The following is a 26,800-nucleotide window of genomic DNA, read 5'->3' as shown; positions in this document are numbered from 1 at the left end:
GCGGGTGTAGTTTAATGGTAAAACCTCAGCCTTCCAAGCTGATGACGAGAGTTCGATTCTCTTCACCCGCTTCATCATCTCTCTGCCGACTGGCGGGGAGATTTTTTGTATGCGAAAATAGGCATGAAAGAGGTGATTCGATGAACGGGATGAGCCCGGAAAGACTTAAACAGAAGATTGTGGCGTACGCGACGACGATTGGGATTGACGAGTTGAAAGTGACGACGGCCGACCCGTTCATCGTCATGAAGCAACGTCTCGTGAAGCAGCAAGAAAAGGGATTCGCTTCGGGGTTCGAGGAGCCTGACTTGGACAAACGGACGACACCGACGCTGTTACTTGAAGAAGCGCAGTCGATTATTGCAATCGCCATCTTGTATCCGAGCAAATTGAAGGACGCGCCGCGTAGTGTGGCCGATGAGCGCCGCGGTTTGTTCGCCCGGGCATCGTGGGGGCTCGACTACCATCGCGCTGTTGGCTCGAGACTCGAACAATTGCAGGCGTATATTGAACAGCTCGTCCCGGGCGTCCGGACACGCTCGATGGTCGATACGGGAGAGCTTGTCGATCGGGCGGTGGCCGAACGGGCCGGAATCGGCTTCAGCGGCAAGAACTGTTCCATCATTTCGCCCGAGAAGGGGTCGTACCTCTATCTAGGCGAGATGATCCTGGACACATACTTACCACCGGATGAGATGATTGAGGACGGGTGCGGAGAATGTACGAAATGCATGACGTCATGTCCGACGACGGCGCTCATCGAACCGGGTGTGCTCGACGCAAAACGTTGCATCGCCTATTTGACGCAAATGAAGACGCTCATGCCACGCGAGTTCCGCTCGAAGCTCGGCGGACGGCTATACGGCTGTGACACGTGCCAACAAGTCTGTCCGTATAATCGGAAGAAGGACTGGCGTCATCATGAGGAACTGATTCCGGAAGCGGAAATCGTCAAACCGTTGCTCGTCCCGCTCTTGAATATGAGCAATCGCGAGTTCAAAGCAAAGTTCGGTCATCTGTCTGGCGCATGGCGCGGGAAAAAACCGATTCAGCGAAATGCGATTTTAGCGTTGGCCCATTATCGGGAACCGTCAGCCGTGCCGGTGCTCGAAGACTTCATCCAACAGGATGAGCGCGAAGACATGCGGGCGACAGCGGTCTGGGCAATCGGGGCGATTCTTGGAGCCGAAGCCGAGACGATTTATCAACAGATCGAGTCGACGGAGACGTCGGAGCTCGTACATGAAGAGATTCGATTATTCCGAGAGGAGTGGAGTCATGAAGACCGTGTCATCTAAATGGGGAACATTAGGCTATGAATTGAACGCCAATGGAAAGCTATGTGCGTTAGACTTTGCGGAGACGGAAGCGGATGATGGTTCGGCACCAGCTTGGCTGACCGAACTGATCGAGCGTGTCGAACAAGACGGGCTTCAACCGTCTGACCGCGAGTGGATCGAGATGAACGGGACCGTCTTTCAGCAAGAAGTATGGGACGCGCTCTTAACAATCCCGTTCGGAGAGACGCGGACGTACAAACAAATCGCCGAACAAATCGGACGACCAAAAGCGGTTCGTGCGGTCGGCCAGGCACTGAACCGGAATCCGTTGCCCGTCATTTTCCCGTGCCATCGGGTCGTCGGTAGCGGAGGACAACTGACCGGTTTCGGTGGCGGTATTCATCAAAAACAACGATTACTTGATCTCGAACAAGTGAAGTGAGGAGTAGATTATGGCAATCCATGTAGTAATGTTCCAACCAGAAATCCCGGCGAATACAGGTAACGTCTCGCGCACATGTGCTGCGACGAATTCGGTGCTTCATTTGATTCGTCCGTTAGGTTTTTCGACAGACGATAAAATGCTCAAACGAGCCGGGCTCGATTATTGGCAGTTCGTCGACGTGCGGTATCACGATTCGCTTGACGAACTGTGGGCCAAGCACCCGGACGGAGAGTTCTTTTACATTACGAAGTACGGGGAACAGTACCCGAGTGACCTCGACGTGTCTGCGGTCGACAAAGACTATTTCTTCGTCTTCGGTCGCGAGACGAAAGGGTTGCCGATGGAAGTGATCGAGAATAACCTCGACCGTTGCATCCGCTTGCCGCAATCGAACCTCGTGCGATCGCTCAACGTCTCGAACACGGCGGCGATTATCGTCTATGAGGCGCTCCGCCAACAAGGATATGCTGGGTTGAAATAAAAAAGAGCCGGATTCGTGAGAATCTCGGCTCTTATTGATTACCTTCAGGTTTTCTGTTGTATCCAGCTGTAAAGATAGCTGCGAGGAAGACGACGCTGATTCCGACCATTAGTAACAAACCCATCTGAAAATCCCCCTTTTGTTCTCCGTGACTACGAATATTATAATATACTTGATAATAGATTTGCACTGAATATGAGAAATTCTTGTGAAATTGGAGCCGATATGAAAACAAACGTGTACTTGTTAAGCTATGCCCCGTTGATTGGGATTATTCTGTTCTCGATGTCGCTTGCGATCGCCACGAGCGAGTATGTGATTCAATGGCTGACCCGTGTCGGTGTCTACAGCGAGATTATCGCCCTGTTGTCCGTACAGGAGTCAAAAGTGCTCGTGCTCGTCGTGTTCTTTACCATTTACTTCATGCTGTTCAGCGCCTTCAAGCTCGTGGCCGACACGTTCAATCAACTCGGATTCGCCTTCTTCGCGCGTGAGACGAACGGCAGCTCGCTCCATCGTCTCAAGCCAGGGGCGACGATTTTCTTAGTCGGATCGGGAATCAGCTTCTTGTTCCTGAACTCGCTCCTTGCCGTCATCGCGGTATTGCTCGGCACATTCGTCCTCTATTTGTTCTACTACATATGGCAAGTCAGTCAGTTGATGTCGACGTTTCGGGCAATCGGTCTGCTCTTGATTCAAGCGATGATGTGGGCCATCCTGTTGAGCGGCCTCGCTTGGGCGATGCTACGCTTGTTTAACTCGGTCGGGGACATCATCCTATGACGGTGAATGCGACGATTCCCCTCATTCCGACCGAAGAAGTCGTCCAGGCATGGATGGGTTCGATGGTGCCACCGATGGACTTATTCATGGCGGATGCGAGACTCGTGACGCGACTCGGTGCGGATGCGAACGTCTTGATGATCCCACGAGCAGAATTCGACGTGCATCCGTCTTATCGGGACATCCGCATGGCCAACGCCTATACGTATTGGACCATCGACCGCGAGGCTGTTGTCGTCTTGCATGCGCCGCCTGGTTGGATCGCGACATTATTGCCAGAAGTGAGACGCGAGTTGCTTGCCTATCAAGTCACGGTCGGACGAGGGCTCGTTTTCCCGGCGACTGACATGGAAATCGATTCGTTGGCGACTTCGATTGTGACGGTAGACGATGTGCCGTATCTCATCTTACATCAGTCAGCCTTTCAGGTGATGCCAGACGAGATGCGTCGTCAACTGACGTTCGAGTACGCCAAAGCTTGGGACGAGTGGACGGCGAGTTCTATTCCCGATACTTGCCCTGACCATGTGCGACGCCTTGCCAACACCTTCCCGGTCACGTCAGGCAGCAATTGCCTCGCGGCCACGCTGTTCGCAGTGACAGGTGCGGAGTGGATGGCGACGCAATGGGTTCATCCTGGCACATTCCTCCAGACGCTCGTTCAGGCTGGTTACATGAGAACCGAGTCGGAACTGACCGAACGAGGGGATGTGCTCACGTTCGTCGATGAGGCAGGGCGTGTCCAACACGCGACATACTGCATCGGCGCCGGACTCTTCTTCAACAAGAACGGACAGACGCTGTTCAATCCGTGGAAACTGATTCAACAACATGAACTGTTCGAGGCATGGGGGGACTACACGTGCCAGACGTATCGACGACCATAAAAAGCCAGGGACAACGATGTCCCTGGCTTTTTAGCGATGTGCTTCCGTCCAAACGATAGCAGGATAGGCCCGGTTGGCGAGCTCCGGGAACGGCCGCGGCGTGTCGGCGCCGAGCCAGATGGCCGTGATTGACTCATCGGTCAAACCGACGTACCACATGTCTTTATGCGAGTTCGTCGTACCGGTCTTCCCGCCGATATAAGGCCCTTTGATTTGGTTGGCGTAACGTCCCGTCCCGTAAGTGGTGACAGCGGACAACGCCTCCCGCATCGTCGCGACGGTCGCTTTCGACCAGACAGCTTGCTTCGTCATGCTTGGCGTGATTGTAGCTGCGCCCGACTCGAAGCGAATCTGTTTAATCGTCTGGCCGGACACGTACACGCCTTGGTTGAGAAACGGGGTATAGGCGGCGGCAAGCTCTTTGGGCGACACGCCTTGGGTCAAACCGCCGAGTGCGCTGGCGAGACTGTTATCGGTCTTAGCGTCCCACTGGCTGAACATCATGTCCGCCGTCGTATACGCTGCCTCTTGATCGATCGCGGTGAAGGCGGCGAGCGCCGGCGTGTTGTAGGAATACGCGACCGTATCGCGGAACGATACATCACCGAGGATACGATTTCCGCTGTTCGTCGGACAATACGTCCCGTAACAGACTGGCCGACCGTCGAGGATGGTATCGAGTTTCGCTCCGGTCTCTTCTATATAGGGCGCGAACACGAGGACAGGTTTGATGGCCGACCCAGGTTGGCGGAACGCTTGCGTGGCCCGATTGAATTCACCCGATTGGGTCATCTCTGAATCGACGAGGGCGATGATGCGTCCGTTCGGCGTCAGCTCGGCGTAGCCGCCGTTCAAACCGTTCGGCAGTTTTGTCATGACTTGTTTCGCCTGTTGTTGCCGGGCGACGGACAGATGCGTCTCGATTGTCGCTTGATTGGTCGCCAAGTAGTCTCTGGCTGCTTCTTCATCGAGATCATAACGTGAGCGGACGAGTCGAATCGCCTCTTTCATGACCGTATCCATATAATCGGGATAACGGACGACGTGTTGACGGTACGTCGCCGTCAGCTTCACCCCATGATGCGTTTCATACGCTTGTCTCGATATGACGCCGGCATCACGGAGCTGGGTGAGGATTCGATCTTTGCGCTCATAGAACGATTCTGACGGATCGAGCGGATCATATAAAGATGGATTGTTCGGGATGGTTAACAGGAAAGCGATTTGATTCCAGTTCAAATCTTCGAGCGGGCGGGCGAAATACGTCTCGGCTGCTGCTTGAATCCCATAAACGTTATGTCCGAAGAAGATGACATTGCTGTATGCTGTCATAATTTCTTTTTTACTATATTGTTTTTCAAGCGCCCGGGCGAGCAATAATTCCTTCACTTTGCGCTCATATGTCCGCTCGTGCGTCAAATAGACGTTCCGGGCGAGCTGTTGGGTGATGGTGCTGCCGCCTTGGCGCGAGGATTCATTGGCGTTATTGATGAAAGCCCGAGCGATACCGCCGAGGTCATATCCCGGATGGGCGTTAAACTTGCGGTCTTCGATGGTCATGATGGCTTCACGGAGGTGGGCCGGAAAGCGCGCGACAGAGACGTCATCGCGTCGACCGTTCAAATAGAGCCGTTCCGTCCCGCCTTTGTACGTCAACGTGACGGCATGTTTCGACGCGAGCGGGGTCGCGTTGACCGTCTTTTCACCCCACGTCATAATCTGTTTCGCTTGCTCAATCTCTTCTTTTAACGCTCCGCTGATCGTCCCGCCGACGGCTAACAGTCCAGCAAAAAATAGTGTCCCAATCCACGCTCGCATCGTCTCACCTCTCTCTTCATACATTATATCGTCAATCTTTCAAAAAAATTCAAAATGTAAACGTTATCATATAATAATTTGGGCAGGAATACATTAGGAAGTAGAGAAAGAGGGTAATAGATGTTTATATTATGAATTTAGGAGGCTGTACTATGAAGCAAGAAATGGTTGCGATGCTCCTCGCAGGAGGAGAAGGGAAACGACTCGGGCCTCTCACACGGAAGACGGCAAAACCTGCTGTCAACTTTGGAGGGAAGTACCGGATCATCGATTTTCCATTATCGAACTGTACCAATTCGGGAATCACGACGGTGGGCGTGTTAACACAATATGAGCCACTGGAATTGAACCGTTACCTAGGCATCGGGTCAGCCTGGGATTTGGACCGCCGCAATGGAGGCTTGGCCATCTTACCACCATACCAAGCTCAGTCGGGAAAAAACTGGTACGAAGGTACGGCCAATGCGATTTATCGGAACTTGAGCTATATCGACGACTACGATCCGGAGTACGTGTTGATCCTATCGGGGGACCACATTTACAAGATGGACTATGAGAAGATGCTCGATTTCCATAAAGAGAAACAAGCCGATGTCACGATCTCAGTCATGGAAGTTCCATGGGACGAGGCGCCACGCTTTGGGATTTTGAATACGAGCGACGATCTTCGCATCAATGAGTTCGACGAGAAGCCAGAGAAGCCGAAGAGCAACTTGGCCTCGATGGGGATTTACATCTTCAACTGGAAAGTACTTCGGGAGCATTTGATTCAAGACGCGGAAGACGAGACATCAAGTTTCGACTTCGGGAAAAACATCATTCCGAATACGCTTCTCGACGGCTTAGACGTGTTCGCTTATAAATTCAAAGGCTACTGGAAAGACGTTGGAACGATTCAATCGCTTTGGGAAGCCAACATGGACTTGCTCGAAGAAGATCCACCGTTCGACCTTTACGATCCGAACTGGAAAATCTATTCGGTCAACCCGAACCAAACACCGCAATTCATCGGGAAAGATGCGTGTGTCGAACAGTCGGTTATTAACGAAGGCTGCCAAATCGAGGGCGAGGTCCAACATTCGGTCTTGTTCTACGATGTTCGTGTCGGTGAAGGCTCGCTCGTCAAAGACTCGGTCATCATGCCGGGAGCACGGATTGGAAAAGACGTAACGATTCATCGAGCGATCGTCGCGAGCTGTGCCGTTATTGAAGACGGCGCGACAGTTGGCGAGCCGGGTGGTGAGATCGTTGTCATTGAACCACATGAAAATATCGAGAGCGGCACAGTCTTCAAACAACGTGCTTGATTTAAAAAAAGACCGACGCAAGGAGGCGTTACTGTTGACGAATGATTTGTTAGGGATCATCAACCTAGGAACCGAAGAGGGCTTATTTCCTGAATTCACGGGGCACCGCAATTTAGCGGCTGTCCCGTTCTCAGGGCGTTATCGCCTAATTGACTTTACATTGACGAACATGATCACTCAAGGCATCAACCAAGTGGGTATTTTCACACTTGATAAATACCGCTCACTCATGGACCACTTGGGATCAGGGAAAGAATGGGATTTAGACCGCTCACAAGGCGGCCTGCACATCTTCCCGCCGGCACTCAAACCTGACGGAGAAGCGTACCTCGGCGATTTGGCCAACTTCTCGATGCACCGCGAACATTTTGTGCGTAGCAAGCAACCGTATGTGGTCATCACAGGTTCGAACGTGTTGACGACAATCGATTTCCAAGACATGCTCGAGCATCACAAATCGATGGGGGCGGACATCACGCTCGCCTATACAGGCCATGAACAGAAGTGTGGCTATTGCCGCCCGATCCGTCTCGGCGAGAACGATCGCGTCGTCGGCATCGGTGAGCGCGGATACAGCCCGAGCGATGAGTATACGTATACGGAGACGATCGTCATGTCGAAAAACCTGTTCCTTCGTCTCGTCGATGAAGCGACGTCAAGAGGCGAGTATGACTTGCTCGACGGTGTCATCCGTCCGCAGCTTCACCGTCTCCACGTTCACGGGTATCACTATACTGGCAAAATGCAGGTGATTCACTCTGTGCTTTCATACTATAATGAGAGTATGCGCTTACTTCGTCATGAGGGAATCATTTATGACTTCCCACACATTTATACGAAGATTAAACATGAGCCACCGACACGCTATTTGAACGGGTCGAAGGTGAATGAGGCGCTCGTCGCGAACGGCTGTAAAATCAGCGGTGAAGTTCAAAACAGCATTCTCTTCCGCGGTGTCGTCGTCAGCGAACACGCCCGCGTTAAAAACTCAATCATTCTATCCAAATCGATCATCGAAGAAGGGGCTGTCGTCGAGAACGCCATTTTAGATAAAGAAGTGGTCGTCAAACGAGGGCAAGTCATTCGTGGTACGGTCGATGAACCGATCGTAATCGGAAAACGGACAACGGTGTAAGGGGGATATTATGAAAATATGGTATGTCGCTTCAGAAGCGGCACCGTTCATGAAAACGGGGGGGCTTGCCGATGTCATCGGCTCGCTCCCTCAAGCGGTGTCTAGCCTTGGTGAAGAAGTGAGTGTCATCATGCCGAAGTATGGCACGATTGCTCAAGAGTACGTAGATGAAATGGAATACATGTTCGACCTGATCGTCCCGGTCGGATGGCGCAAGCAATTCGGTGCCGTCCTCAAGCTCGAACGTGATGGGATCACATACTACTTTATCGACAACGAATATTACTTCAAACGGGAAGGCGTGCTTTATGGCCATTACGATGATGCCGAGCGCTTCGCATTCTTCTCTCGTGCCGTTCTCGAGATGATTGGCAAGCTCGAAGCGGAAGACGTGCCCGACGTGCTCCACTGTCATGATTGGCAGACCGGTGTCGTCCCAGCCTTCTTGCGGATCCATTATCAACATATCGAGGCGTATCAACGCATTCGTACCGTCTTTACCATCCATAACCTGCAATATCAAGGCATCTTCCCGGAAGCGGTCCTCGGCGAGCTGTTACAGTTCGGTCCGGAACACTTCACGGCGGAAGGGATTCAACATAACGGTCTCGTCAACTACATGAAGGCGGGTCTCGTCCACTCTGACCAAATTACGACGGTCAGCCCGTCGTATCGCGATGAGATCATGGAACCGTATTACGGAGAAGGGCTCGATGCGACACTCCGTTACCGGTCTGTCGACGTCCGAGGCATCTTGAACGGCCTCGATTTGGCGACGAATGATCCGAGCACGGACAAGCGCATCGCCCAGACGTACAACCTCGATACGGTCAAAGAAGGGAAGCTTGTCAACAAGCGTGAGCTTCAAGAACGGTTCGGCCTCGAGGTGCGTGACGATGTCATGTTGATCGGTTTCGTCAGTCGACTCGTGGAACAAAAAGGCCTCGATTTGATTGAAGCGGTGAGTGAAGAGCTCGGGAACTTGGACTGTCAGTTCGTGTTCCTCGGGTCGGGTCAACCGGAATATGAAGGCATCGTCCATCACATGACGGCGTCACACCCTGGCAAGGTCGGGTCGTATATCGGTTTCGATATCGAACTCGCACACTTGATTTATGCCGGATCGGACGCATTCCTCATGCCGTCCCGCTTCGAACCGTGCGGTCTCAGCCAGCTCATCTCAATGCGTTACGGAACGCTCCCAATCGTACGAGAGACGGGCGGATTGCGCGATACGGTCAAACCGTATAACGAATACACACAAGAAGGCACAGGTTTTGGTTTCTTGAACTATAACGCCCACGAGATGCTCGCGACGATCGAGAAATCGATTCGTGTCTTCTATGATGACAACAATTGGAACGCGCTCGTCCATCAAGCGATGACCGCGGACTTCAGCTGGAAACAATCTGCGAAGCAATACCGTGAGTTGTATCACCTATTTGCATGACCGGAAGGAGTTTTACACACATATGTTTACAGACAAACAGAGCTTCGTCACTTCATTCCAAGAGAGATTTGTCGCATTAAACGGGAAGTCGTTTGATGAAGGGACCGAGCAGGAAGTGTATCAAACGTTGGCAACGATGGTGCGCGAGCAGGCGATTCCGAAATGGATCAACACCCGCGACAAGCACGAAGAAAAACAAAGTAAACAAGTCATTTATTTCTCACTTGAATTTTTGCTCGGTCGTTTTCTGTACAACAATTTACTCAGTATGGACGTCCTTGAAGTCGTGCAAGAGGGACTCGAGGAGCTCGGATTCAACTTCACCGATATCACCGAATATGAGCCGGAACCAGGTCTCGGCAACGGCGGTCTCGGCCGCCTAGCAGCCTGCTTCCTCGACTCGCTCGCAGCGCTCAGTCTCCCGGGACACGGGAACGGGATTCGCTATCGTTACGGCTTGTTCAAACAAAAAATCGTCGACGGCTATCAAGTCGAGTTGCCGGACAACTGGCTACGTGACGGGAACATGTGGGAGACGCGCCGAGCGGACCGGGCCATCGACGTCAATTTCGGGGGCTGGATTGAGATGCGCCAAATCGGGGATCGGCTCCGGGTCGTCCATCATCCGGACGAAGTCGTTCGAGCCGTCCCTTACGATATGCCGGTCATCGGGTACAAGAACGACGTCGTCAACACGCTCCGACTTTGGAACGCCGAGTCGCCGTTTGATGACGAGGAGTATATGGAACGGACGAAAGGTTCGTATAAAGATTTGCTGAAGTATAAGCAGTCGATTGCGACCATCTCTGAGTTCCTGTATCCGGACGACACGACGTACGAAGGAAAAGTGTTGCGTTTGAAGCAACAGTACTTCTTCGTCTCGGCGGGCGTCCAGTCGATGATTGCGTCTTACTTACGTCATAATAAATCTTTGAAGCACCTCGGCGACCATTATGCAGTCCATATTAACGATACGCATCCGGTCGTGGCCATCCCTGAACTCATGCGGATTTTAATGGACGACCACGGCTACGGGTGGGACGAAGCGTGGCGTGTGACGAAGAGCGTCATGTCGTTCACGAACCATACGCTCCTCGCCGAGGCGCTTGAGAAGTGGCCGGTCGAGATGTATGAACGGTTATTGCCGCGCATTTATCAAATCATCACCGAAATCAATCGCCGCTTCTGTAAAGACGTCCTCGTCAACTATCCGCATCTCGAGCCACATATGGGCGAGATCGCGATCGTGTCGAACGAACACATCAATATGGCGAACCTTGCCGTCGTCGGCTCGCATTCGACGAATGGGGTCGCTCGGATTCACACGGACATCTTGAAGCAACGCGAAATGCGTCACTTGTATGAGATGTTCCCACTCCGGTTCAATAACAAGACGAACGGCATCACACATCGACGCTGGCTCCTCAAGTCGAACCCACGCCTCTCGAATTTGATTACGGATGCGATTGGTACGTCATGGATCGAACATCCGAACGACCTCGAGAAGTTGATGGGTGTCTCAAAAGATGCGAGCTTCCAAGAGCAGGTCATGAACGTGAAACAACAAAACAAACTTGACCTAGCCGGCTATATCCAAGCTGAGACGGGCATCGCCGTCGATCCGGACTCGATTTTTGACGTCCAAGTCAAACGGCTGCACGCCTATAAACGTCAATTGATGGACGCGATGCACATTCACGCGCTCTATCAAAAGATTCAAGCCGATCCAACGTTCACGATGGTCCCACGGACGTTCATCTTCGGGGCGAAGGCGGCACCAGGTTATTATTACGCCAAAGAAGTCATTCGCTATATCAACGCCCTCGCCTCGATGATCAACAATGACAAACGGGCGAGCCGCTTCATCAAGGTCGTCTTCCTCGAGAACTATCGTGTCTCGATGGCCGAGCGCATCTTCCCTGGTTCGGACTTGAGTGAACAAATCTCGACAGCGAGCTATGAGGCGTCAGGTACCGGCAACATGAAGTTCATGATGAACGGAGCGCTCACCATCGGGACGCTCGACGGGGCCAATATCGAGATTCGCGATGCGGTCGGCGACGACCACATCTTCATCTTCGGATTGACGCCGCAAGAAGTCATGAACTATAAGAAGTTCGGCGGTTACCATGCGGCCGACATCTACCATGCGAACATGGAAGTGCGCAACGTCGTCGACGCGCTCGTCAACGGGACGTTCGACAAGGTCGGGGAATATCAATTCCAAGCAATCTTTGATTCGCTTCTCGTCTATAATGACGACTTCCTCGTCTTGAAAGATTTCGCGTCATACATGCAGGCACAGCGTCGTGTCGATGAAGTATTCGCCGACAAGGCACGCTGGGCCGAGAGTTCGATCGTCAATACGGCCAAATCGGGTATTTTCTCGAGTGACCGGACGATCACAGAATATGCGAACGCCGTTTGGAACATTAAACCGACGAGCGTCAAATAAAAAAATCCACCCGTTACGGGTGGACCTTGTTTTCTGGATAACTAATCCAATCAGAGTAAGAGCCGGGGTACAGACGCACATCGTCTTTACCGAGGGCGTGTAGCGCCAAAATGTTGACGCAGGCGGTGACCCCGCTCCCGCAATAAAAGATGGGATTCGGGACATCGAGGACGTCGGCGTAATGCTCTTTCAAATCGTGGAAGTCTTGAAGCGTCCCTAAGTCGGTGACGGCCTCGGTATAGGGACAGAGCACGGCGTTCGGGATATGCCCGGGCTTGCGGTCAATCGGTTCATGGCTGCCGTCGTAACGGTCGGCCGTTCTTGAATCGTATAACCCACCAGTGACGGTGGCGGCGCGCACGTCTTCAATCGTCGCGATCATCTTGTCTTGGAAGACGGGTGTATAGTCGGAAACGGGATAGGACGGGACGTCTGTCGTCGTCTCCCCGCAGTAAGTGATGCCGGATTGGATGCCGCCTTCGAGCACGATGACGCGCTCATGGCCGGCCCACTTGAATAACCACCACGCACGAGCGGCGAACGGGAAGCCGTCGTCGTAGATGATGACCAAGTCATCGCGTTGAATCCCGATGCGGCGGAGCGTTTCGGTCCATGCCTGTTTAGACGGCAGCGGATGGCGTCCGCCGTGCTCGGACAACGGTCCGGACAAGTCTTCCATCAAATCAAGGAAGACGGCGTTCGGCAGATGTCCTTGTCGATACGCATACTTTCCGTATGAGGCGTCGTTTAATGAATAGCGGCAATCAATGAAGCGGATCGAGTCCGTATGGACGATGTGTTTCAATTCTTGGGCACGCATAGTTGGAAACATAGTATCACCTCGAAGTTTCGTTACTCCCATCGTATACAAGATGGAACAAATTGGCGAGTACTTCGATTGAATTTTTGAATGTCGAAAGGGGAACTGACCATGAGATGGCAACAGACATATGACCGATGGAAACAACACGAGGCGCTCGAGCCGCATTTGCGCGCCGAACTCGAGGTGCTCGAGCAAGACGAGACATCACTCGAGGATGCCTTCTATAAGACGCTCGAATTCGGGACGGGCGGTATGCGCGGTGAAATCGGTCCAGGGGCAAACCGAATGAACATCTATACAATCCGTAAGGCATCGCAAGGCTTTGCCGATTTTATCGCCGCGTCAGGGGAAGAAGCGAAACGTCACGGCGTCGTCATCGCCCACGACTCACGTCACTTCTCGCCAGAGTTTGCGCTCGAGGCGGCACGCACACTCGCTTCGAACGGGATTAAGACATACTTGTTCCCGAGTTTGCGGGCGACGCCAGAGTTGTCATTCGCCGTCCGTCATTTGAACGCCTTCGGCGGCATCGTCATCACGGCGAGCCACAACCCGCCGGAATATAACGGCTTCAAAGTGTATGGCGCCGACGGTGGACAATTGCCACCGGCCGAAGCTGATGAGCTCGTCTCGTACGTCAATGCCATCGAAGATGAATTGAAGATTGACGTCAAAGATGAGGCGCCGCTTCGGTCCGAGGGCATACTCGTCACGGTCGATGCGTCGGTCGATGCGGCATACATGGAAGCTCTCCAATCGATTCGGATTCATACGGACGTCCAAGGCGATCCGCTCAAAATCGTCTATTCACCACTTCATGGGACGGGACGTCGCCCGGTCATGGAAGGATTGAAAGCATATGGGTTCGAACACGTCACCATCGTCGACGAACAAGCTGAGCCGGACGGGGCATTCCCGACGGTCAGTTATCCGAACCCGGAAGAACGAGCTGCCTTCGAGCTCGCGATGCAGTACGGCGACCGCGTCGGGGCCGACTTGCTCATGGCGACGGATCCGGACGCCGACCGTGTCGGCTTCACGGTCCGTGACCGCAATGGCGAATGGTTCGTCTTGACGGGGAACCAGACCGGGGCGCTTCTCATGGATTACATTTTGTCTCAAAAAGTGGAGACGGGGACGCTTCCGACGAACGGCTTCGTCGCGAAGACGATCGTCACATCGGAACTCGGAGCGGCCATCGCCAAGGCGTATGGGGTCCACCTCGAGAACACGCTCACCGGTTTCAAATTCATCGGCGAGAAAATCAAGCAGTATGAAGAGTCGGGCCAGTACCAGTTCTTATTCGGTTACGAAGAGAGCTACGGTTATTTGATTGGAGACTTCTGCCGTGACAAAGATGCCGTCCAGGCGTGCTTGCTCGGCGCCGAGATGGCGGCTTTCCATAAACAGCACGGGCGCACGTTGTACGATGCCCTCCAAGCCGTCTATGAGAAGTATGGCTTCTACGAGGAGTCGCTCCAATCGATGACGTTGAAAGGAAAGGCCGGTCTCGAACAAATCGGTCGAATGATGGAGGCGTTCCGCGCCAATCCGCCACAAGAAGTCGGCGGCTACGAAGTCGTCCGCTTCGAGGATTACAAGCAACAAGTCGCGAAAAACTTGCAGCAAGGCGAGACGGAAGCGATCGAGTTGCCATCGTCGAACGTACTCAAATTCATCTTCGAGGACGGCTCATGGTTCTGCCTGCGTCCGTCTGGGACCGAACCGAAAATCAAATTCTATTTCAGTGTCCACGCCGATAGCGCGGAGAAAACGACAGTGAAACGGGAAGCGATTGAACGCGATGTCATGAAGCAAGCGAAAGCAATCGATTAATCGACGACACCGCCCTGACGAGGGTGGTGTCTTTTGTTTGACAAGATATGCCCCCCTCAGTATGATGAGTGTATTGTTCATAACCATGTAATCATATACGGATTATCAGGAAGGCGGAAATTACCATGAAAAAATCATTAACAGCAGTACTTGCAATCGGAGCATCGTTCGGGGTGCTCGCGGCTTGCGGGACAGAGACAGACAGCGGATCAGAAGAAGCCGTCATCACAGTCGGGACAGAAGCGACGTACCCGCCATTCACGTACAAAGACAAAGGTGAAATCACAGGGTATGACATCGACGTATTGAACGAAGCGGCCGAGCGTGCCGGTTACACGGTCGAATACGAGCCAATGGACTTCAAAGGACTCGTACCGGCCCTCGACGCAGAACGCATCGACATGATTGCCAACCAAATGAGTATCACCCCAGAACGTGAAGAGAAATACGCGTTCTCAACTCCGTACGCGGTATCAGGTGCGCAAGTCATCGTCGCTTCGGACAACGAAGACATTCAAGGCATCGATGACCTCGACGGCAAAGACGTCGGCTCGACACAAGGTTCAGTCTATGCGCAGCTCGCTGAAGAAGCCGGTGCTGAAGTGAAGTTCTACAAAGGCGCGAACCAAGTGCTCCAAGACCTTCAAGTCGGACGTCTCGATGCGGCACTCAACGACCGTCTCTTCATCTTGACAGAGCTTGAGAAGACAGGTTACGACGTGAAAGCGGTCGGAGACGTCTTCAATAAGAGTGAAGCGGGCTACATGACACGTCAAGACTCAGACGTGCTCGACAAGTTGGACGACGCGTTAGCTGAGATGCAAGAAGACGGCACGATGGCTGAGATCGGTGAGAAGTACTTCGGTGAGGACATCAGTCAATGAGTGAACTGATCACGACCGTCATCGAGAACCGTTCGGCCTATATCGAAGCCGTACAATTGACGTTGATCGCCAGTATCCTGTCGATTCTCCTCGCCTTGGTGCTCGGTCTGATCATCGCTGTCTTACACAGCAGCCCTGTCAAAGTCGTTCGTTTGTTCACGCGCACGTATATCTCGTTCTTCCGAGGCACACCGCTCCTCTTGCAACTCCTCATCCTCTACGTCGGTCTGACCGGTTTCGTCCAGTTGAGCGGGATGCAGGCGCTCATTTTCGGGTTAGGCCTTCACTTTGCGGCCTATATCTCGGAAGCGTTCCGCGCGGCCATCAATTCGGTCGATCGCGGGCAAGTCGAGGCGAGTGTCGCCCTTGGGATCCCGCGTGCGAAGCGCTTCAAGGATATCATCTTCCCACAGGCGCTATCGCGTGCAATCCCACCGGTGTCCAACTCGGTCATCGATATCATCAAATCGACGTCACTCGGTTCGGTCATCGCCGTCCAAGAGTTGACGTACGTGTCAGACCAAATCGCCGCGACGACGTATCTCGTCATGCCGCTCCTGTTGTTCTCGGCATCGATCTATTGGATCTTGTCGACGCTCATCCAAGCGGGGCAGCATCGTCTCGAACGTCGGTATGCGATTCGCTAACACAAAGAAATCCCTTCGATTGCAACCAATCGAAGGGATTTTTGTATTAACGGATGACGAGTTCTGTCTCCGTGTCGAAGAAGTGAGCTTTCGTCATATCGAGTGCGAGTGTGACATCGTCACCCATGTGGATGTTCGAACGTCCATCGATCCGTGCCGTGAACTGGTGGCCACCGAGTTCAGCGTACAAGTACGACTCAGCGCCCATGAGCTCGGCAACGTCGATGTGCGTGCGGAACGTGTGCGTAGTTGGCGAGTCGATGTAGATTGGCTCATCGTGAATCGATTCTGGACGGATTCCGAGCACGAGTTCTTTGCCGACGTAACCGCGGTCACGAAGACCTTTCATTTTGCCTTCAGGGACGTTGATTTCTTCGCCGCCGACGAGGAACTTCCCATCAGCCAATTTACCGCGGAAGAAGTTCATCGAAGGTGATCCGATGAAGCCGGCTACGAAGATGTTGTCTGGGTTTTCGTATACTTCTTTTGGCGAACCGACTTGTTGGATGATTCCGTCTTTCATGATGACGATCCGAGTCGCGAGTGTCATCGCTTCCGTTTGGTCATGGGTAACGTAAATCGTCGTCGTGTCGAGACGGTTGTGCAACTGGATGATTTCTTTACGCATTTGAACGCGAAGCTTGGCATCCAAGTTTGAGAGCGGCTCATCCATCAAGAACACTTTGGCATCACGAACAATGGCACGGCCGATGGCGACACGTTGACGCTGACCACCAGAGAGTGCTTTCGGTTTACGTTGAAGGTATTCTTCAAGTCCGAGGATACGGGCCGCATCTTGGACGCGACGGTCGATTTCATCTTTCGGGAACTTGCGAAGTTTCAAACCGAACGCCATGTTGTCATAGACACTCATGTGCGGGTAAAGTGCGTAGTTTTGGAAGACCATGGCGATGTCGCGGTCTTTCGGTGCGACGTCGTTCATGCGCTTGCCGTCGATGATGAAGTCGCCGCTCGAGATTTCTTCGAGTCCTGCGATCATACGGAGCGTCGTCGATTTACCACAACCTGAAGGTCCGACGAAGACGATGAATTCGCGGTCCTTGATGTGCAAGTTGAAATCGCTGACTGCCTTCGAGTCACCACCGTCGTATATTTTATCAATGTGATTTAATTGAATTTCTGCCATGTCGTTAGCCTCCTGGGAATCTGTTCTTGTATAATAGCGCTTACAAGACTGATTATACGATGAAACCGCTTGCATCGAATATGTACACGTTGCACAAAAACGATTACTCAGATTTGTGCAACGTGACAATCAATTGGAGCAGACCGGCATCGTAGAACTGCCTAGCGTCATAACCGGTCGCTTCGTAGAGCCGATCGAGCCGATAGTTGAGCGTATTTCGATGCATGAATAACGCCTTGGCCGTGTGCGATACGTTCAACGAGTTGGCGAACAACGCCTCCAATAAATCGATTGTCGTCTTATCGAGTGACGCGACGACAGGGGCCGTCAGACGGGGACGTACATCAAAAGTCTCATGGCGTTGTAGTAAATAATGGTATAATAATTGACTAGCAGGGTAAGCTTTAGTAGAGAGCTTGGCGAGTGGGAGTAGCGCCTGATGCTGGTGATAAAGTGGCGCAAGGTCACCGAGCGGACGTGCGCTATAGACGACATGCGCCTCGACGTAACAATCGCTCGCGATCGCCCGCAAGACGTCTTCGAACTCGGTCAGCTCGACGAACTGATCGGTCTCAATGATTTCAACGTGAGACCGGGTCATGAGAACAATCTCTGCTTCAGGCATAAAGTCAGCTAACACGTCTAAAAATTGTTCGAGTGCCTCAGGGTCTTGATAATGCAGGACGAGCGACATGAGACGGAACGGCCGGTCGAACCGGTACGCATCGGTGAGTAGACGGTCCTGCCATTTGGCTTGTCGTGGGTCGAGTCTTGTCAGGAGTGGGGTGGCGAACCATTCAAGCAACTGTCGCTCACGCTCCGTCAGCTCCAGTTTAGGGAGACCGAATACCGTGCCGTCCTGGGCTTGATACCAGCGAACGTCACTGGACGCTTCTTCGGACCGATGGACAGCCATCGGGAAAATCGATTTAATTCGTTCAATCGTAGTCAACACAATCACCTCTTCAACAAATGTATCATATTTCAGATCGGAGGCAGACAGTTTGGAGAGTCTAGTCAAAGTATTCATTATGATCGCCATCGGTGCGACAATCGGGGGAGTGACCAACTTCCTCGCCATCAAAATGTTATTCCGGCCCCATCATCCTAAATATATTGGGAACATGCGCGTCCCGTTCACGCCAGGCTTGATCCCGAAACGGCGCGATGAGTTGGCGACGAGCCTCGGTAAGACCGTCGTCAAACACTTGTTGACCCCGGAAGGGATGCGCAAGCGCCTGCTCGACGAACAGGTCGGTGGCCACATCACGTATTACGTCCAAGGTGAGGTGCGGACGATGCTGCGCTCCGATCAGACGATTCGATCGCTCATCGAACCACTTTATCCGGATGCCGAGACTCGTGTCTTGGCAGAAGCGGACACGAAGCTCCGCCAAGAGCTCCGGCTCGTCCTCGCAGATGTGAAGACGCGTAAACTGTATGAGATTCTCGGTGAAGACGGCATGGACCGCGTCCGGGGCATCATTCCGGAGATTGTCGATACCTTGCTCGTCAAGTCGGAGGAGTATTTCTATTCCGTCGAGGGTGAGGCCCAACTTCGACACATGGTCGACTCGTTCGTCCAGCGTCGGCTTGGATTCATCGCCGGTTTCGTCCAGAACTTGAATTTTGTCGAGATGATTCGACCGGAGATTATCAATATCCTCCGCGGCGGCTCGACGCGATCGGGTATGGCGGAAATGATTACACGTGAGTTCGAACGGTTCAGCGAACGGTCGGTCGACACGTTGCTTGACGACCGTCTAGAGGAACGGTTGATTGACGGTGTGACGACGGAAGTCGTCTCGCGCTTGCCGGTCGGGGAGTTGCTCGATCGGACGGTCCACTCGTACACACGGGACATTGAAGACCGCGTCGTCGACGAGCTCGTCCCGGCTGGAGTACGACTCGTCATCACGCGCTTCACGGATCAAATGGAGACAGTCATGGACCGCCTCAAAATCGACCAAATCGTGCAAGAGCAGGTGAGCTCGCTCGATACATCGTACCTCGAAGAGATTGTTCTCTCGATCTCGAAACGAGAGTTCCGGGCAATAACATGGCTTGGCGCCTTGTTAGGTGGTATGATTGGGTTGATTCAAGGGTTGATTGCCATCATTTAAGAGGCACGCCCTAATAGTATTTAGGAGGACGTCACATGTCACAAACAAACTTGTACGATCATGCTTACCAATTGGAAAAAGCACTTCGCGATTCTGAGGAGTTCACAAATCTCTCTTCACTATACGACCGTGTCAATGCGGATGCAGAAGCGAACCAGTTATTCGCTGACTTCCGTGACATCCAAATGACGCTTCAACAGAAGCAGATGCAAGGCGAAGAAATCTCTGAACAAGAGATGATGGACGCGCAAACGAAAATGATGGGCGTTCAACAGAACGAATTGATCATGGAGCTCATGCAAGAAGAGCAACGCATGCATCAACTCGTCACAGAAGTGACGAAAATTATCATGAAGCCACTTGAAGAGCTTTACGCTCCGATGGTCAATGATCACGAAGTTCAATAAGACGAGATACGGATGGCAATCGAGCCATCCGTTTTTTTGTTGCCAAGATTGTCACCCACCTTATGATAACGCTTACATGATGCGTGGTATAGTAAGCTTGTAGAAACTTTCACAAGGAAGGGTGGACGTGATGGTCACCTTGGTGATTTTAACGATCATGATTATCGGGTTTATTGGAGGCTGGCTCCGAGCCGACTTGGTTGCGCTCATCGGTCTCTTGTTGCTCGTCTTGACGAATCAATTGACGCCGGTTGAAGCAATGGCCGGTTTTTCGAATTCGGTCGTGCTCATGATCGCCGGACTGTTCATTGTGGGGGCCGGCCTATTTCACACAGGTTTGGCCGAACGGTTAGGTGCTGCGCTTATCCCGTTCGCAAAAGGGAGTGAGGTGTGTCTTTTTCTCGTTTTGATGGTCACGGTGACCTTGTTGTCGAGTCTCATGTCGAATACAGGGACGGTCGCCTTATTGATTCCAGTCGTACTCGCCATGTCGAGACAGATGAGGACGAGTCCTGCCAAACTGTTGATGCCGCTCGCGTTCTTCTCGAGTATCGGCGGAACGATGACGCTGATCGGGACGCCGCCGAACCTGGTGGCGGCTGAGACGTTACGGAACACGTCCGCTGGCACGCTCGGTTTTTTCGCGCTCTTACCGATTGGGCTCGTCATGGCAGTCGTCGGGCTGTTCTATTTCTACGTCATCGGCAATCGGCTGCTCGGTACGAGCGATGTGCGCGCTGCGACGATGCCACGCTTGGCGGTGCCGCACGTGAGCCTATTCGCCTTATCCCTTTCGAAAGGGCACCCTTTAATCGGGCGGACGCTCCGCGACGTCAATTGGTCACGAGACGGTCTAATCGTCGTCGGCGAACAACAAAAAGGCATGACGCACCGCTTTGTCACGGCGCGTGCGGATACGCGTCTCACTGAAGGTCAAGTGTATGTCAGCGGAGCAGAGGCGGATGTCCGGCGAATTGCCGGAAGGGAAGGGGTGACGGTGGAACACGTCGACTTGAAGGCCGTCTACGGGAAAGCGGCCGGCGTAGCCGTCTTCACCATCCCAACGGATAGCCCGCTCGTCGGTCGTTGTTTATCGGATAGTCACTTGCGCAACGAATATCGGTTGAATGTGCTTCAAGTCATCCGTCCGAACGAAGAGATTGCCATCACACGATTGAAAGACGTTCCGCTCGAGCGCGGAGATATGCTCGTCGCGCAAGGGGAGTGGGGTGACTTAGAACGAGCTGGGGACGAGACGTCCCTGTTGCTCGCCAATGAGCGGGTGACCGATGTCGCGAACCGGGCCGTGTCCGAGCGTCATCAGCTGGCAGCGGGTCTCATCATGCTCATGATGGTCACGCTCCTCGTCTTCGAGTGGGTCGACCCGACCGTGGCGGTATGGCTCGCAGCACTGGCCATGGTGCTCACCGGAGCCGTGCGGCATATGGATGTCGCCTATGACTCGATTCAGTGGTCATCGTTGTTATTGATTGCCGCGATGATTCCCGTCGGTCAAGCACTCGACAATGCCGGGATTATGGCCTGGCTCGTCACGTGGATCAGCGACTCGTTCGGTCAAGACGGACCGGTCTGGGTGCTCGTCGCCATCTTCCTCGCGACGATGGCGCTCAGTCAAATCATCTCGAATACGGCGACGGCCGTCTTGTTCGCACCGCTCGCCGTATCGCTCGCCATGGCGCTTCAAGTGAGCCCCGTCCCGTTCGTCGTCGCCGTCGCGATTGCGGCATCGCTCGCGTTCATGACCCCGTTCGGTTCGCCGACGAATGCGATGGTGTTCGGAATCGGCGGCTACCGTTTCTTTGATTTCGTCAAAGTCGGCTTGCCGTTGCAAGTAGTGACAGCGGTCATTGCGATTTTCACGATCTTACTCATCTTTCCGTTTTGAAGGACATGTTGATTTATCTGCCTAATATGTAAAAAAATGCTAAATAATGAGGTGGAGAAACGATGTGGAAACGAATCGGAATCATTGTATGTGCCCTGCTGCTTGCAGCCTGCTCGAATGAGAGCGAACAGCCGGCACCGACGCTCGAGGCGGATGCCAAAGTGGCCAAGGCGTACTTAGAGGAGCAAGGCTATGACGTCGTCTCTTATGAAGGGGATCGAACGTTAAGCTTTGAGAAGGCGGATTTGCTTGAGTTGCCGACGCGCAGTACGTGGGAGGTGCAGACGACGCCTCCGGATGCCTATATCGGACGCGATATTCGGCAAGAGCATTTTATTGTCCGCAACCATCCACTTGGTCAGGCGAACGTCTTTGTGATGATGGTGGACGGTGAAATCATCGGCGGGACGTCGTTCCCGGATTCGGCCGAGCCGCTCGTCGGCAGTGCGTACTCGCTAGACGGCAAGACGGCGGAAGAGCTGCATCCCGATTACATGGAGTGGCGCAGCGAGTGGGAAGCCAAATATAGTGAATGAACAAGCGCCTCGGGATTCCCGAGGCGCTTCTGTTATGAGGCCGTGCCTTTCAGTTTTCCTGGCAGTTTACAGCGCTCGAAGTAGATCAGTTGGCCGCGACGTGCGATGCGGGCCCCTTTATGGAGGTGCCCGGCTTCCTCAAGCAACGTGAGCCCTTTCGTTTTCGCCTCGTCATCGCTTGCCGCAGTAAATGAATCGTTCAAGACGACCGTGCCGTCGTTCTCGAACGCTGTGATCGTATACTGTTCCATCCGTTCGCCCCCCTTTGCTTCCATTGTACTGAATGACCATTCATTATTCAAGCGAAGGTTTCGTCAGCTCCTCGAACGTGAGCTGACGCGCCGTCTCAGTACGGGGGATCAAATCGGACACCGTCATCCCGATCAAGCGGACCGGTTCAGTGATCGCCATCTCGTCGAACAGGCGGCGGGCGAGCCGTTTAATCTCGTCGTGGTCGTGCGTCGGATGGTTCAGTTTGATTTGGTGGCTCCGGGCCTGGAACTCGCTCGTCTTGATTTTAATCGTCACCGTCTGGCAACTGAGTTCGCGTCGGTCGAGTTGATGGAGCACGTCTTCGATTTCCGGGACGACCCGTTCATACACTTCTTCCGGGTCATCGAGGTCGAACGCGAACGTCGTCTCGGAGCCAATCGATTTTCGTTCCCGCGTCGGGACGACGGGACGGTTATCACGACCGGACGCGAGTTCATATAGTTGGCTCCCGCGGTCGAATCCGAAAATGGCCTTCAGTTGTTCAGGTTGCGCACGCTGTAAATCGGCAATCGTATGGTAGCCGTGCTTGAACAGCGTTTGGGCCGTCACTTTGCCGACCCCGTGCATCGTCGTGATCGGGAGCGGGGCGAGGAACGACTCGACATCGGCTGCTTCGACGACCGTCAGTCCGTTCGGTTTGTTGAATCCTGAGGCGATCTTGGCCACGAACTTCGACGGGGCGACTCCGGCCGAGGCCGTCAGTCCCGTCCGGCGTTTGATTTCCCCGAGGATATAGCGCGCGATATAAGGGCCGGACGTGCTCATGAGTGTGTTCTCGGTCACATCCAAATAGGCCTCGTCGAGCGAGAGCGGTTCGACGAGCGGCGTGATAGACTTGAAAATCGCCATCACTTGTTGGCTGACGTGCCGATAAACGTGAAAGCGCGGTTTGACGAACGTCGCCTGAGGACAGAGCGCAAACGCACGCCGTGACGACATGGCGCTGTGCACCCCGTATTTTCTCGCCTCATACGAACAGGTGGCGACCACACCACGGCTGTGGGGGGCGCCACCGACGATGACAGGCTTATCACGTAAATCAGGACGGTCCCGCTGTTCGACCGAAGCGTAAAACGCGTCCATATCAACGTGGATAATCAATCGTTCCATGTACATCACCTTTCTATGGCAGCTGCTCCTTTCAGTATACCGAACTTTTGTTCGTTTTTTTACTGTTTTCTCTTTTTCCGTTGTTTTTCTAGACGTTTTTGATTGTGGACTTGATTCGGGAACTGTAAGAGCGAACCGATCCAATTCTTCCGTTTCAACCACGCATAGACCAAGCCTGTGAAGAGCATAATCATCACCCAGGCGAACAGGTAACCGAGCGGCCATTTCAGTTCAGGCATCGCTTTGAAGTTCATTCCCCAGATGGCACCGAAGGCGACGACTGGTGTCGTCAAAGCCGTGAAGACGGTCAACGCCTTCATAATCTCGTTGCCGCGAAAGTTCGACAGCGTCGAGGCGAGGTCGGTTAACGCGATGACATCCTCTTGGTAATGTTCAATCAGCGTCAAGAGCCGGTCGACCCGATACGTGGCAAGGCGATAGGCGTTCAATTCATCTAAGTCGACATCGAGGAACGCCTCACGTCCGGCCATAAGCAGTTCACGATATGGAACGACGGTGTCGGACCATCGTTCAATCTCGTTGCGGAGTCCGAAAATCTCATTCATAAATTCAGGCGGGACTTGGCCGCTCATCTCGCGCTGGGTCATCATCAAGCGTTCTTCATACTCATCGATGCCATGAAAATAATAGTCCATTTTTTCAGAGAGCAGGTCATAGAACGCCTCGATTGGCGAGTCATACTGCTTCGCGGCCACCGTCTCGCAATACAGCTCATCAAACCCGATTGTCCACAGGAAATCTCGGGTCACGAAATAGTGCCCGATTTTTTGTGGTTCGCGTTCCAACTGTTCATAATCGAGCGTGAGCGATCCGTACATATAATCGCGTTCGACGATGATTTTTGTCACTTTCGCCGTCGTCAATTGTTCGAGCCAATACGTGTACGCTTCCTCATAGTGATTGTCGACATGTACGATTTCTTCTGGTCGTGTATACCAATTCCAATTCATCTTCCATTCCCCCAATATGCTTCTCTCTCAAGTATTCCCGCTTTTCTTAGAAAGTTGGCATCTGACCTGAACTTTCGTTAAGATGTAGGTACTGACAAGAAGAGAGGTGCTTTTTTTGACGACTACTAAAATCGGTCAGCTCAAAGTGGGCGACACGTTGAACCAATATGTGATGATTAAACAATCGTATCGAGGACTCGCCGGAAACGGCAAACCATATTTGACGCTCATCCTATGCGACGAGAGCGGGGAGATTGAGACGAAAGTATGGGACAGTGCCGATACGGAAAAATATGCGACGAAAAAGATTGTCCATGCTTCCGGGGAAGTGATGGACTACCGTGGCCGGACCCAGTTGAAGTTGAAACAAATCTCCATCATCGAAGGTGAGACGGACATCGCGCCATACGTGCGCTCGGCCCCAGTGCCGAAGTCAGAACTCGAGACGGGGATTCGCGGCTATATCGAGGCGATGGAGCACGTAGGGATGAAACAACTCGTGACGGCGCTCGTCGACCGGAACGAGGAAGCGTACTTCACGTATCCGGCAGCGGTGCGCCATCACCATGCGGTCTATTCGGGACTCGCCTTCCACGTCCTGTCGATGCTGAAGCTGGCTGACACGATGTGCGACCTCTATCCGCAATTGAATCGGGACTTGCTCGTCTCGGGCGTCGTGCTCCACGACTTGGCGAAAGTGATCGAGTTATCGGACGCGATCACACCGGAGTATACGCTCGAAGGCAAGCTGCTCGGTCACTTGTCGCTCATGGCATCTGAAATCGAAGTCGTGGCCCGAGAGCTCGGCACCGACCGTGAAGTCGTGACGTTGCTCCAACACCTCGTCCTCAGCCATCACGGGAAACCGGAATGGGGATCGGCGAACGCGCCGCAGCTCCCTGAAGCCGAGATGCTCTTCTTCATCGACAACATCGACGCCCGGATGAACATGTTCGATAAGGCGTTCGAAGGGGTCGAACCTGGTACGTTCACAGAACGGGTCATGGCGCTCGATAACCGGGCGTTCTATAAACCAAAGTTATGAAGGCATATAAAAAGACGTCCCGCGGGACGTCTTTTGTTTATTGCTGCTCTGTCGATTCCTCGGCTGGAGCTTCTTCTGTACCTTCTTCTTCCGCTTTAAGAGCGTCTTTCACAGCATCGAACTGTGTCGATGCTTTCGCATCTTTCACATCGACGTTATATTTCTCGATCAACTCAGCATAGATCTTATTCGCGTCGACAGAAGCGGCTTTTTCAGTCGCCAATGCTTCACGGATGCGATCTTTCTCGTCTTCGAGTTTAAGGTCTTTTTCTTTACGGTCCATGACTTTGATGACGTGGAAGCCGAACTGTGACTGAACCGGGTCAGAAACTTTGCCAACGACGTCTTCTTGGAACGCGTACTCTTCAAATTCAGGGACCATGGCGCCGGCTGAGAAGTAACCGAGGTCGCCACCTTTTTCACCAGAACCTGTGTCTGTCGATTTTTCTTTCGCGATGTCAGCGAAGTCGCCACCGTCGTTCAATTCTTTAATAATCGCTTGGGCTTCTTCTTCTGTCTCGACAAGGATATGGCTCGCCTTGACTTCGACGTTTTCTTTCGCGAACTGTGCTTCGATATCTTCGTCTGTGACTTCAACGAGTTCTGATTTCGCAGCATCGACGAGCATTTGACCGCGGAGCGCTTCTTTGAACTCGTCCGTGTTCGTCATGCCGGCTTGTTGAATCGCTTGCTCAAACTCTTCTTTCGAGTTGAACTGTTCTTCGGTCTTGCTGAACTCTTCGTCGACTTTTTCTTGCTCGACTTTATCGCCGTACTCTTTTTCAAGCAATTCGTTCATCGTTTCTTGGAACGCAAGTTGTGGGACCATGCGGTCGTAGCTCATGTCGGCGATTTCGCCGCGCGTCACTTCGCCGCCTTCAAATGAAACAACTGTAGAGTTGTCAGAAGACCCGCCGCTTGTCGCCGCGTACGTGCCGCCGACACCGATGAGAAGTGCAATCGCTGATGCGCCGACGAGGGCGCCTGTTGAAAACTTCTTATTCTGTTTGTTCGGTTCATTCGTCATTCCGTTTGACATATATTCCACCCC

25 protein-coding genes and 1 tRNA gene are annotated in these 26,800 nt (G+C 53.0%); 18 read left to right on the top strand and 8 right to left on the bottom strand.

Going from position 1 to position 26,800, the window contains the following annotated elements; genetic code table 11:
• From M467_RS24090 to M467_RS24065, 6 genes are all read left to right on the top strand, one after another.
• Window positions 1-71 (top strand) — tRNA-Gly (locus M467_RS24090).
• A 78-nt stretch (window positions 72-149) separates the two neighbouring features.
• Window positions 150-1,298: a tRNA epoxyqueuosine(34) reductase QueG gene (gene queG, locus M467_RS24085; protein WP_031200100.1), complete on the top strand. Its 1,149-nt coding sequence runs from the start codon at window positions 150-152 to the stop codon at window positions 1,296-1,298.
• Window positions 1,279-1,722 carry a methylated-DNA--[protein]-cysteine S-methyltransferase gene (locus M467_RS24080; protein WP_021066741.1) on the top strand — a complete coding sequence of 148 codons (444 nt, stop codon included), beginning with the start codon at window positions 1,279-1,281 and terminating at the stop codon, window positions 1,720-1,722. The genes queG and M467_RS24080 overlap by 20 nt, the downstream gene beginning before the upstream one ends.
• Window positions 1,723-1,732: 10 nt before the next feature.
• Window positions 1,733-2,206 carry a tRNA (uridine(34)/cytosine(34)/5-carboxymethylaminomethyluridine(34)-2'-O)-methyltransferase TrmL gene (gene trmL / locus M467_RS24075; RefSeq protein ID WP_021066740.1) on the top strand — a complete coding sequence of 158 codons (474 nt, stop codon included), beginning with the start codon at window positions 1,733-1,735 and terminating at the stop codon, window positions 2,204-2,206.
• Window positions 2,207-2,431: 225 nt separating this feature from the next.
• Window positions 2,432-2,989: a DUF5366 family protein gene (locus tag M467_RS24070; protein WP_021066738.1), complete on the top strand. Its 558-nt coding sequence runs from the start codon at window positions 2,432-2,434 to the stop codon at window positions 2,987-2,989.
• Entirely contained in the window at window positions 2,986-3,876 is an 891-nt protein-coding gene (locus tag M467_RS24065; RefSeq protein WP_021066737.1) for a hypothetical protein, read from the top strand. Before M467_RS24070 ends, M467_RS24065 begins: the two co-directional genes overlap by 4 nt.
• 30 nt (window positions 3,877-3,906) lie before the next feature.
• Here M467_RS24065 and M467_RS24060 read toward each other — a convergent pair whose 3' ends face one another.
• Window positions 3,907-5,694 carry a transglycosylase domain-containing protein gene (locus tag M467_RS24060; RefSeq protein ID WP_034797186.1) on the bottom strand — a complete coding sequence of 596 codons (1,788 nt, stop codon included), beginning with the start codon at window positions 5,692-5,694 and terminating at the stop codon, window positions 3,907-3,909.
• Between the two features lie 152 nt (window positions 5,695-5,846).
• Here M467_RS24060 and M467_RS24055 point away from each other — a divergent pair, with 152 nt between their 5' ends.
• From M467_RS24055 to M467_RS24040, 4 genes are read left to right on the top strand one after another with little or no spacing between them, the layout of a single operon-like run.
• Window positions 5,847-7,001: a glucose-1-phosphate adenylyltransferase gene (locus tag M467_RS24055; RefSeq protein WP_021066735.1), complete on the top strand. Its 1,155-nt coding sequence runs from the start codon at window positions 5,847-5,849 to the stop codon at window positions 6,999-7,001.
• A gap of 34 nt (window positions 7,002-7,035) precedes the next feature.
• Window positions 7,036-8,136: a glucose-1-phosphate adenylyltransferase subunit GlgD gene (gene glgD, locus M467_RS24050; RefSeq protein WP_021066734.1), complete on the top strand. Its 1,101-nt coding sequence runs from the start codon at window positions 7,036-7,038 to the stop codon at window positions 8,134-8,136.
• 10 nt (window positions 8,137-8,146) lie between these two features.
• Complete coding sequence (glgA, locus tag M467_RS24045; protein ID WP_021066733.1) at window positions 8,147-9,586, top strand: glycogen synthase GlgA; 1,440 nt, start codon at window positions 8,147-8,149, stop codon at window positions 9,584-9,586.
• A gap of 22 nt (window positions 9,587-9,608) precedes the next feature.
• Window positions 9,609-12,041 carry a glycogen/starch/alpha-glucan phosphorylase gene (locus M467_RS24040; RefSeq protein WP_021066732.1) on the top strand — a complete coding sequence of 811 codons (2,433 nt, stop codon included), beginning with the start codon at window positions 9,609-9,611 and terminating at the stop codon, window positions 12,039-12,041.
• Window positions 12,042-12,054: 13 nt separating this feature from the next.
• Here M467_RS24040 and M467_RS24035 read toward each other — a convergent pair whose 3' ends face one another.
• Entirely contained in the window at window positions 12,055-12,873 is an 819-nt protein-coding gene (locus M467_RS24035) for a sulfurtransferase (protein WP_031200099.1), read from the bottom strand.
• Between the two features lie 99 nt (window positions 12,874-12,972).
• On the opposite strand from M467_RS24035, the gene M467_RS24030 reads away from it, so the two are divergent.
• The 3 genes from M467_RS24030 (at window position 12,973) to M467_RS24020 (ending at window position 16,231) form a co-directional block, all read left to right on the top strand.
• On the top strand, window positions 12,973-14,700 hold the full coding sequence (locus M467_RS24030) for a phospho-sugar mutase (RefSeq protein ID WP_021066730.1): 1,728 nt from the start codon (window positions 12,973-12,975) through the stop codon (window positions 14,698-14,700).
• 125 nt (window positions 14,701-14,825) lie between these two features.
• Complete coding sequence (locus M467_RS24025) at window positions 14,826-15,584, top strand: transporter substrate-binding domain-containing protein (RefSeq protein ID WP_021066729.1); 759 nt, start codon at window positions 14,826-14,828, stop codon at window positions 15,582-15,584.
• On the top strand, window positions 15,581-16,231 hold the full coding sequence (locus M467_RS24020) for an amino acid ABC transporter permease (protein WP_021066728.1): 651 nt from the start codon (window positions 15,581-15,583) through the stop codon (window positions 16,229-16,231). The genes M467_RS24025 and M467_RS24020 overlap by 4 nt, the downstream gene beginning before the upstream one ends.
• Before the next feature lie 46 nt (window positions 16,232-16,277).
• Here M467_RS24020 and M467_RS24015 read toward each other — a convergent pair whose 3' ends face one another.
• Window positions 16,278-17,378 (bottom strand): ABC transporter ATP-binding protein, encoded by a 1,101-nt coding sequence (locus M467_RS24015; protein ID WP_021066727.1) that lies wholly within the window; start codon window positions 17,376-17,378, stop codon window positions 16,278-16,280.
• A 103-nt stretch (window positions 17,379-17,481) separates the two neighbouring features.
• Window positions 17,482-18,333 carry a PucR family transcriptional regulator gene (locus tag M467_RS24010; protein ID WP_031200098.1) on the bottom strand — a complete coding sequence of 284 codons (852 nt, stop codon included), beginning with the start codon at window positions 18,331-18,333 and terminating at the stop codon, window positions 17,482-17,484.
• A 76-nt stretch (window positions 18,334-18,409) separates the two neighbouring features.
• Between M467_RS24010 and M467_RS24005 the strand changes: the two genes are divergently transcribed.
• The 4 genes from M467_RS24005 to M467_RS23990 all read left to right on the top strand — a co-directional run bounded on the left by M467_RS24005 (window position 18,410) and on the right by M467_RS23990 (window position 22,350).
• Window positions 18,410-19,501 (top strand): DUF445 domain-containing protein, encoded by a 1,092-nt coding sequence (locus tag M467_RS24005; protein WP_052013677.1) that lies wholly within the window; start codon window positions 18,410-18,412, stop codon window positions 19,499-19,501.
• A 35-nt stretch (window positions 19,502-19,536) separates the two neighbouring features.
• Window positions 19,537-19,908 carry a YlbF/YmcA family competence regulator gene (locus tag M467_RS24000; protein ID WP_021066724.1) on the top strand — a complete coding sequence of 124 codons (372 nt, stop codon included), beginning with the start codon at window positions 19,537-19,539 and terminating at the stop codon, window positions 19,906-19,908.
• Window positions 19,909-20,038: 130 nt separating this feature from the next.
• Window positions 20,039-21,814: an SLC13 family permease gene (locus M467_RS23995; protein WP_021066723.1), complete on the top strand. Its 1,776-nt coding sequence runs from the start codon at window positions 20,039-20,041 to the stop codon at window positions 21,812-21,814.
• Between the two features lie 62 nt (window positions 21,815-21,876).
• Complete coding sequence (locus M467_RS23990; protein ID WP_021066722.1) at window positions 21,877-22,350, top strand: hypothetical protein; 474 nt, start codon at window positions 21,877-21,879, stop codon at window positions 22,348-22,350.
• A gap of 32 nt (window positions 22,351-22,382) precedes the next feature.
• Here M467_RS23990 and M467_RS23985 read toward each other — a convergent pair whose 3' ends face one another.
• The 3 genes from M467_RS23985 to M467_RS23975 are packed head-to-tail and all read right to left on the bottom strand — an operon-like array spanning window position 22,383 to window position 24,704.
• Window positions 22,383-22,601 (bottom strand): YhzD family protein, encoded by a 219-nt coding sequence (locus M467_RS23985; RefSeq protein ID WP_021066721.1) that lies wholly within the window; start codon window positions 22,599-22,601, stop codon window positions 22,383-22,385.
• 43 nt (window positions 22,602-22,644) lie between these two features.
• Window positions 22,645-23,733: a DNA polymerase IV gene (gene dinB / locus M467_RS23980; protein ID WP_021066720.1), complete on the bottom strand. Its 1,089-nt coding sequence runs from the start codon at window positions 23,731-23,733 to the stop codon at window positions 22,645-22,647.
• Between the two features lie 59 nt (window positions 23,734-23,792).
• Window positions 23,793-24,704, bottom strand: a complete 912-nt coding sequence (locus M467_RS23975) for a magnesium transporter CorA family protein (protein ID WP_021066719.1) — start codon at window positions 24,702-24,704, stop codon at window positions 23,793-23,795.
• Window positions 24,705-24,876: 172 nt separating this feature from the next.
• On the opposite strand from M467_RS23975, the gene M467_RS23970 reads away from it, so the two are divergent.
• On the top strand, window positions 24,877-25,749 hold the full coding sequence (locus M467_RS23970; RefSeq protein WP_052013676.1) for an HD domain-containing protein: 873 nt from the start codon (window positions 24,877-24,879) through the stop codon (window positions 25,747-25,749).
• A gap of 37 nt (window positions 25,750-25,786) precedes the next feature.
• Here the strand turns inward: M467_RS23970 and M467_RS23965 are convergent, their stop codons facing one another.
• A complete protein-coding gene (locus tag M467_RS23965) occupies window positions 25,787-26,788 on the bottom strand; it encodes a peptidylprolyl isomerase (protein WP_021066717.1) in 1,002 nt (333 codons plus the stop codon).
• Between the last annotated feature and the right edge of the window lie 12 nt (window positions 26,789-26,800).

The sequence above is a fragment of the Exiguobacterium chiriqhucha RW-2 genome (assembly GCF_000416965.1).
In the GTDB taxonomy this organism is placed as follows: domain Bacteria; phylum Bacillota; class Bacilli; order Exiguobacteriales; family Exiguobacteriaceae; genus Exiguobacterium; species Exiguobacterium chiriqhucha.
This window is presented reverse-complemented; position numbering and strand designations above follow the sequence as displayed.

Bases quoted from the DNA above. Each gene is read 5' to 3' on its own strand.
- queG (WP_031200100.1), top strand. From the start codon at position 150: ATGAGCCCGGAAAGACTTAAACAGAAGATTGTGGCGTACGCGACGACG.
- M467_RS24080 (WP_021066741.1), top strand. From the start codon at position 1,279: ATGAAGACCGTGTCATCTAAATGGGGAACATTAGGCTATGAATTGAAC.
- trmL (WP_021066740.1), top strand. From the start codon at position 1,733: ATGGCAATCCATGTAGTAATGTTCCAACCAGAAATCCCGGCGAATACA.
- M467_RS24070 (WP_021066738.1), top strand. From the start codon at position 2,432: ATGAAAACAAACGTGTACTTGTTAAGCTATGCCCCGTTGATTGGGATT.
- M467_RS24065 (WP_021066737.1), top strand. From the start codon at position 2,986: ATGACGGTGAATGCGACGATTCCCCTCATTCCGACCGAAGAAGTCGTC.
- M467_RS24060 (WP_034797186.1), bottom strand. From the start codon at position 5,694: ATGCGAGCGTGGATTGGGACACTATTTTTTGCTGGACTGTTAGCCGTC.
- M467_RS24055 (WP_021066735.1), top strand. From the start codon at position 5,847: ATGAAGCAAGAAATGGTTGCGATGCTCCTCGCAGGAGGAGAAGGGAAA.
- glgA (WP_021066733.1), top strand. From the start codon at position 8,147: ATGAAAATATGGTATGTCGCTTCAGAAGCGGCACCGTTCATGAAAACG.
- M467_RS24040 (WP_021066732.1), top strand. From the start codon at position 9,609: ATGTTTACAGACAAACAGAGCTTCGTCACTTCATTCCAAGAGAGATTT.
- M467_RS24035 (WP_031200099.1), bottom strand. From the start codon at position 12,873: ATGTTTCCAACTATGCGTGCCCAAGAATTGAAACACATCGTCCATACG.
- M467_RS24030 (WP_021066730.1), top strand. From the start codon at position 12,973: ATGAGATGGCAACAGACATATGACCGATGGAAACAACACGAGGCGCTC.
- M467_RS24025 (WP_021066729.1), top strand. From the start codon at position 14,826: ATGAAAAAATCATTAACAGCAGTACTTGCAATCGGAGCATCGTTCGGG.
- M467_RS24020 (WP_021066728.1), top strand. From the start codon at position 15,581: ATGAGTGAACTGATCACGACCGTCATCGAGAACCGTTCGGCCTATATC.
- M467_RS24015 (WP_021066727.1), bottom strand. From the start codon at position 17,378: ATGGCAGAAATTCAATTAAATCACATTGATAAAATATACGACGGTGGT.
- M467_RS24005 (WP_052013677.1), top strand. From the start codon at position 18,410: ATGATCGCCATCGGTGCGACAATCGGGGGAGTGACCAACTTCCTCGCC.
- M467_RS24000 (WP_021066724.1), top strand. From the start codon at position 19,537: ATGTCACAAACAAACTTGTACGATCATGCTTACCAATTGGAAAAAGCA.
- M467_RS23995 (WP_021066723.1), top strand. From the start codon at position 20,039: ATGGTCACCTTGGTGATTTTAACGATCATGATTATCGGGTTTATTGGA.
- M467_RS23990 (WP_021066722.1), top strand. From the start codon at position 21,877: ATGTGGAAACGAATCGGAATCATTGTATGTGCCCTGCTGCTTGCAGCC.
- M467_RS23985 (WP_021066721.1), bottom strand. From the start codon at position 22,601: ATGGAACAGTATACGATCACAGCGTTCGAGAACGACGGCACGGTCGTC.
- dinB (WP_021066720.1), bottom strand. From the start codon at position 23,733: ATGGAACGATTGATTATCCACGTTGATATGGACGCGTTTTACGCTTCG.
- M467_RS23975 (WP_021066719.1), bottom strand. From the start codon at position 24,704: ATGAATTGGAATTGGTATACACGACCAGAAGAAATCGTACATGTCGAC.
- M467_RS23970 (WP_052013676.1), top strand. From the start codon at position 24,877: ATGATTAAACAATCGTATCGAGGACTCGCCGGAAACGGCAAACCATAT.
- M467_RS23965 (WP_021066717.1), bottom strand. From the start codon at position 26,788: ATGTCAAACGGAATGACGAATGAACCGAACAAACAGAATAAGAAGTTT.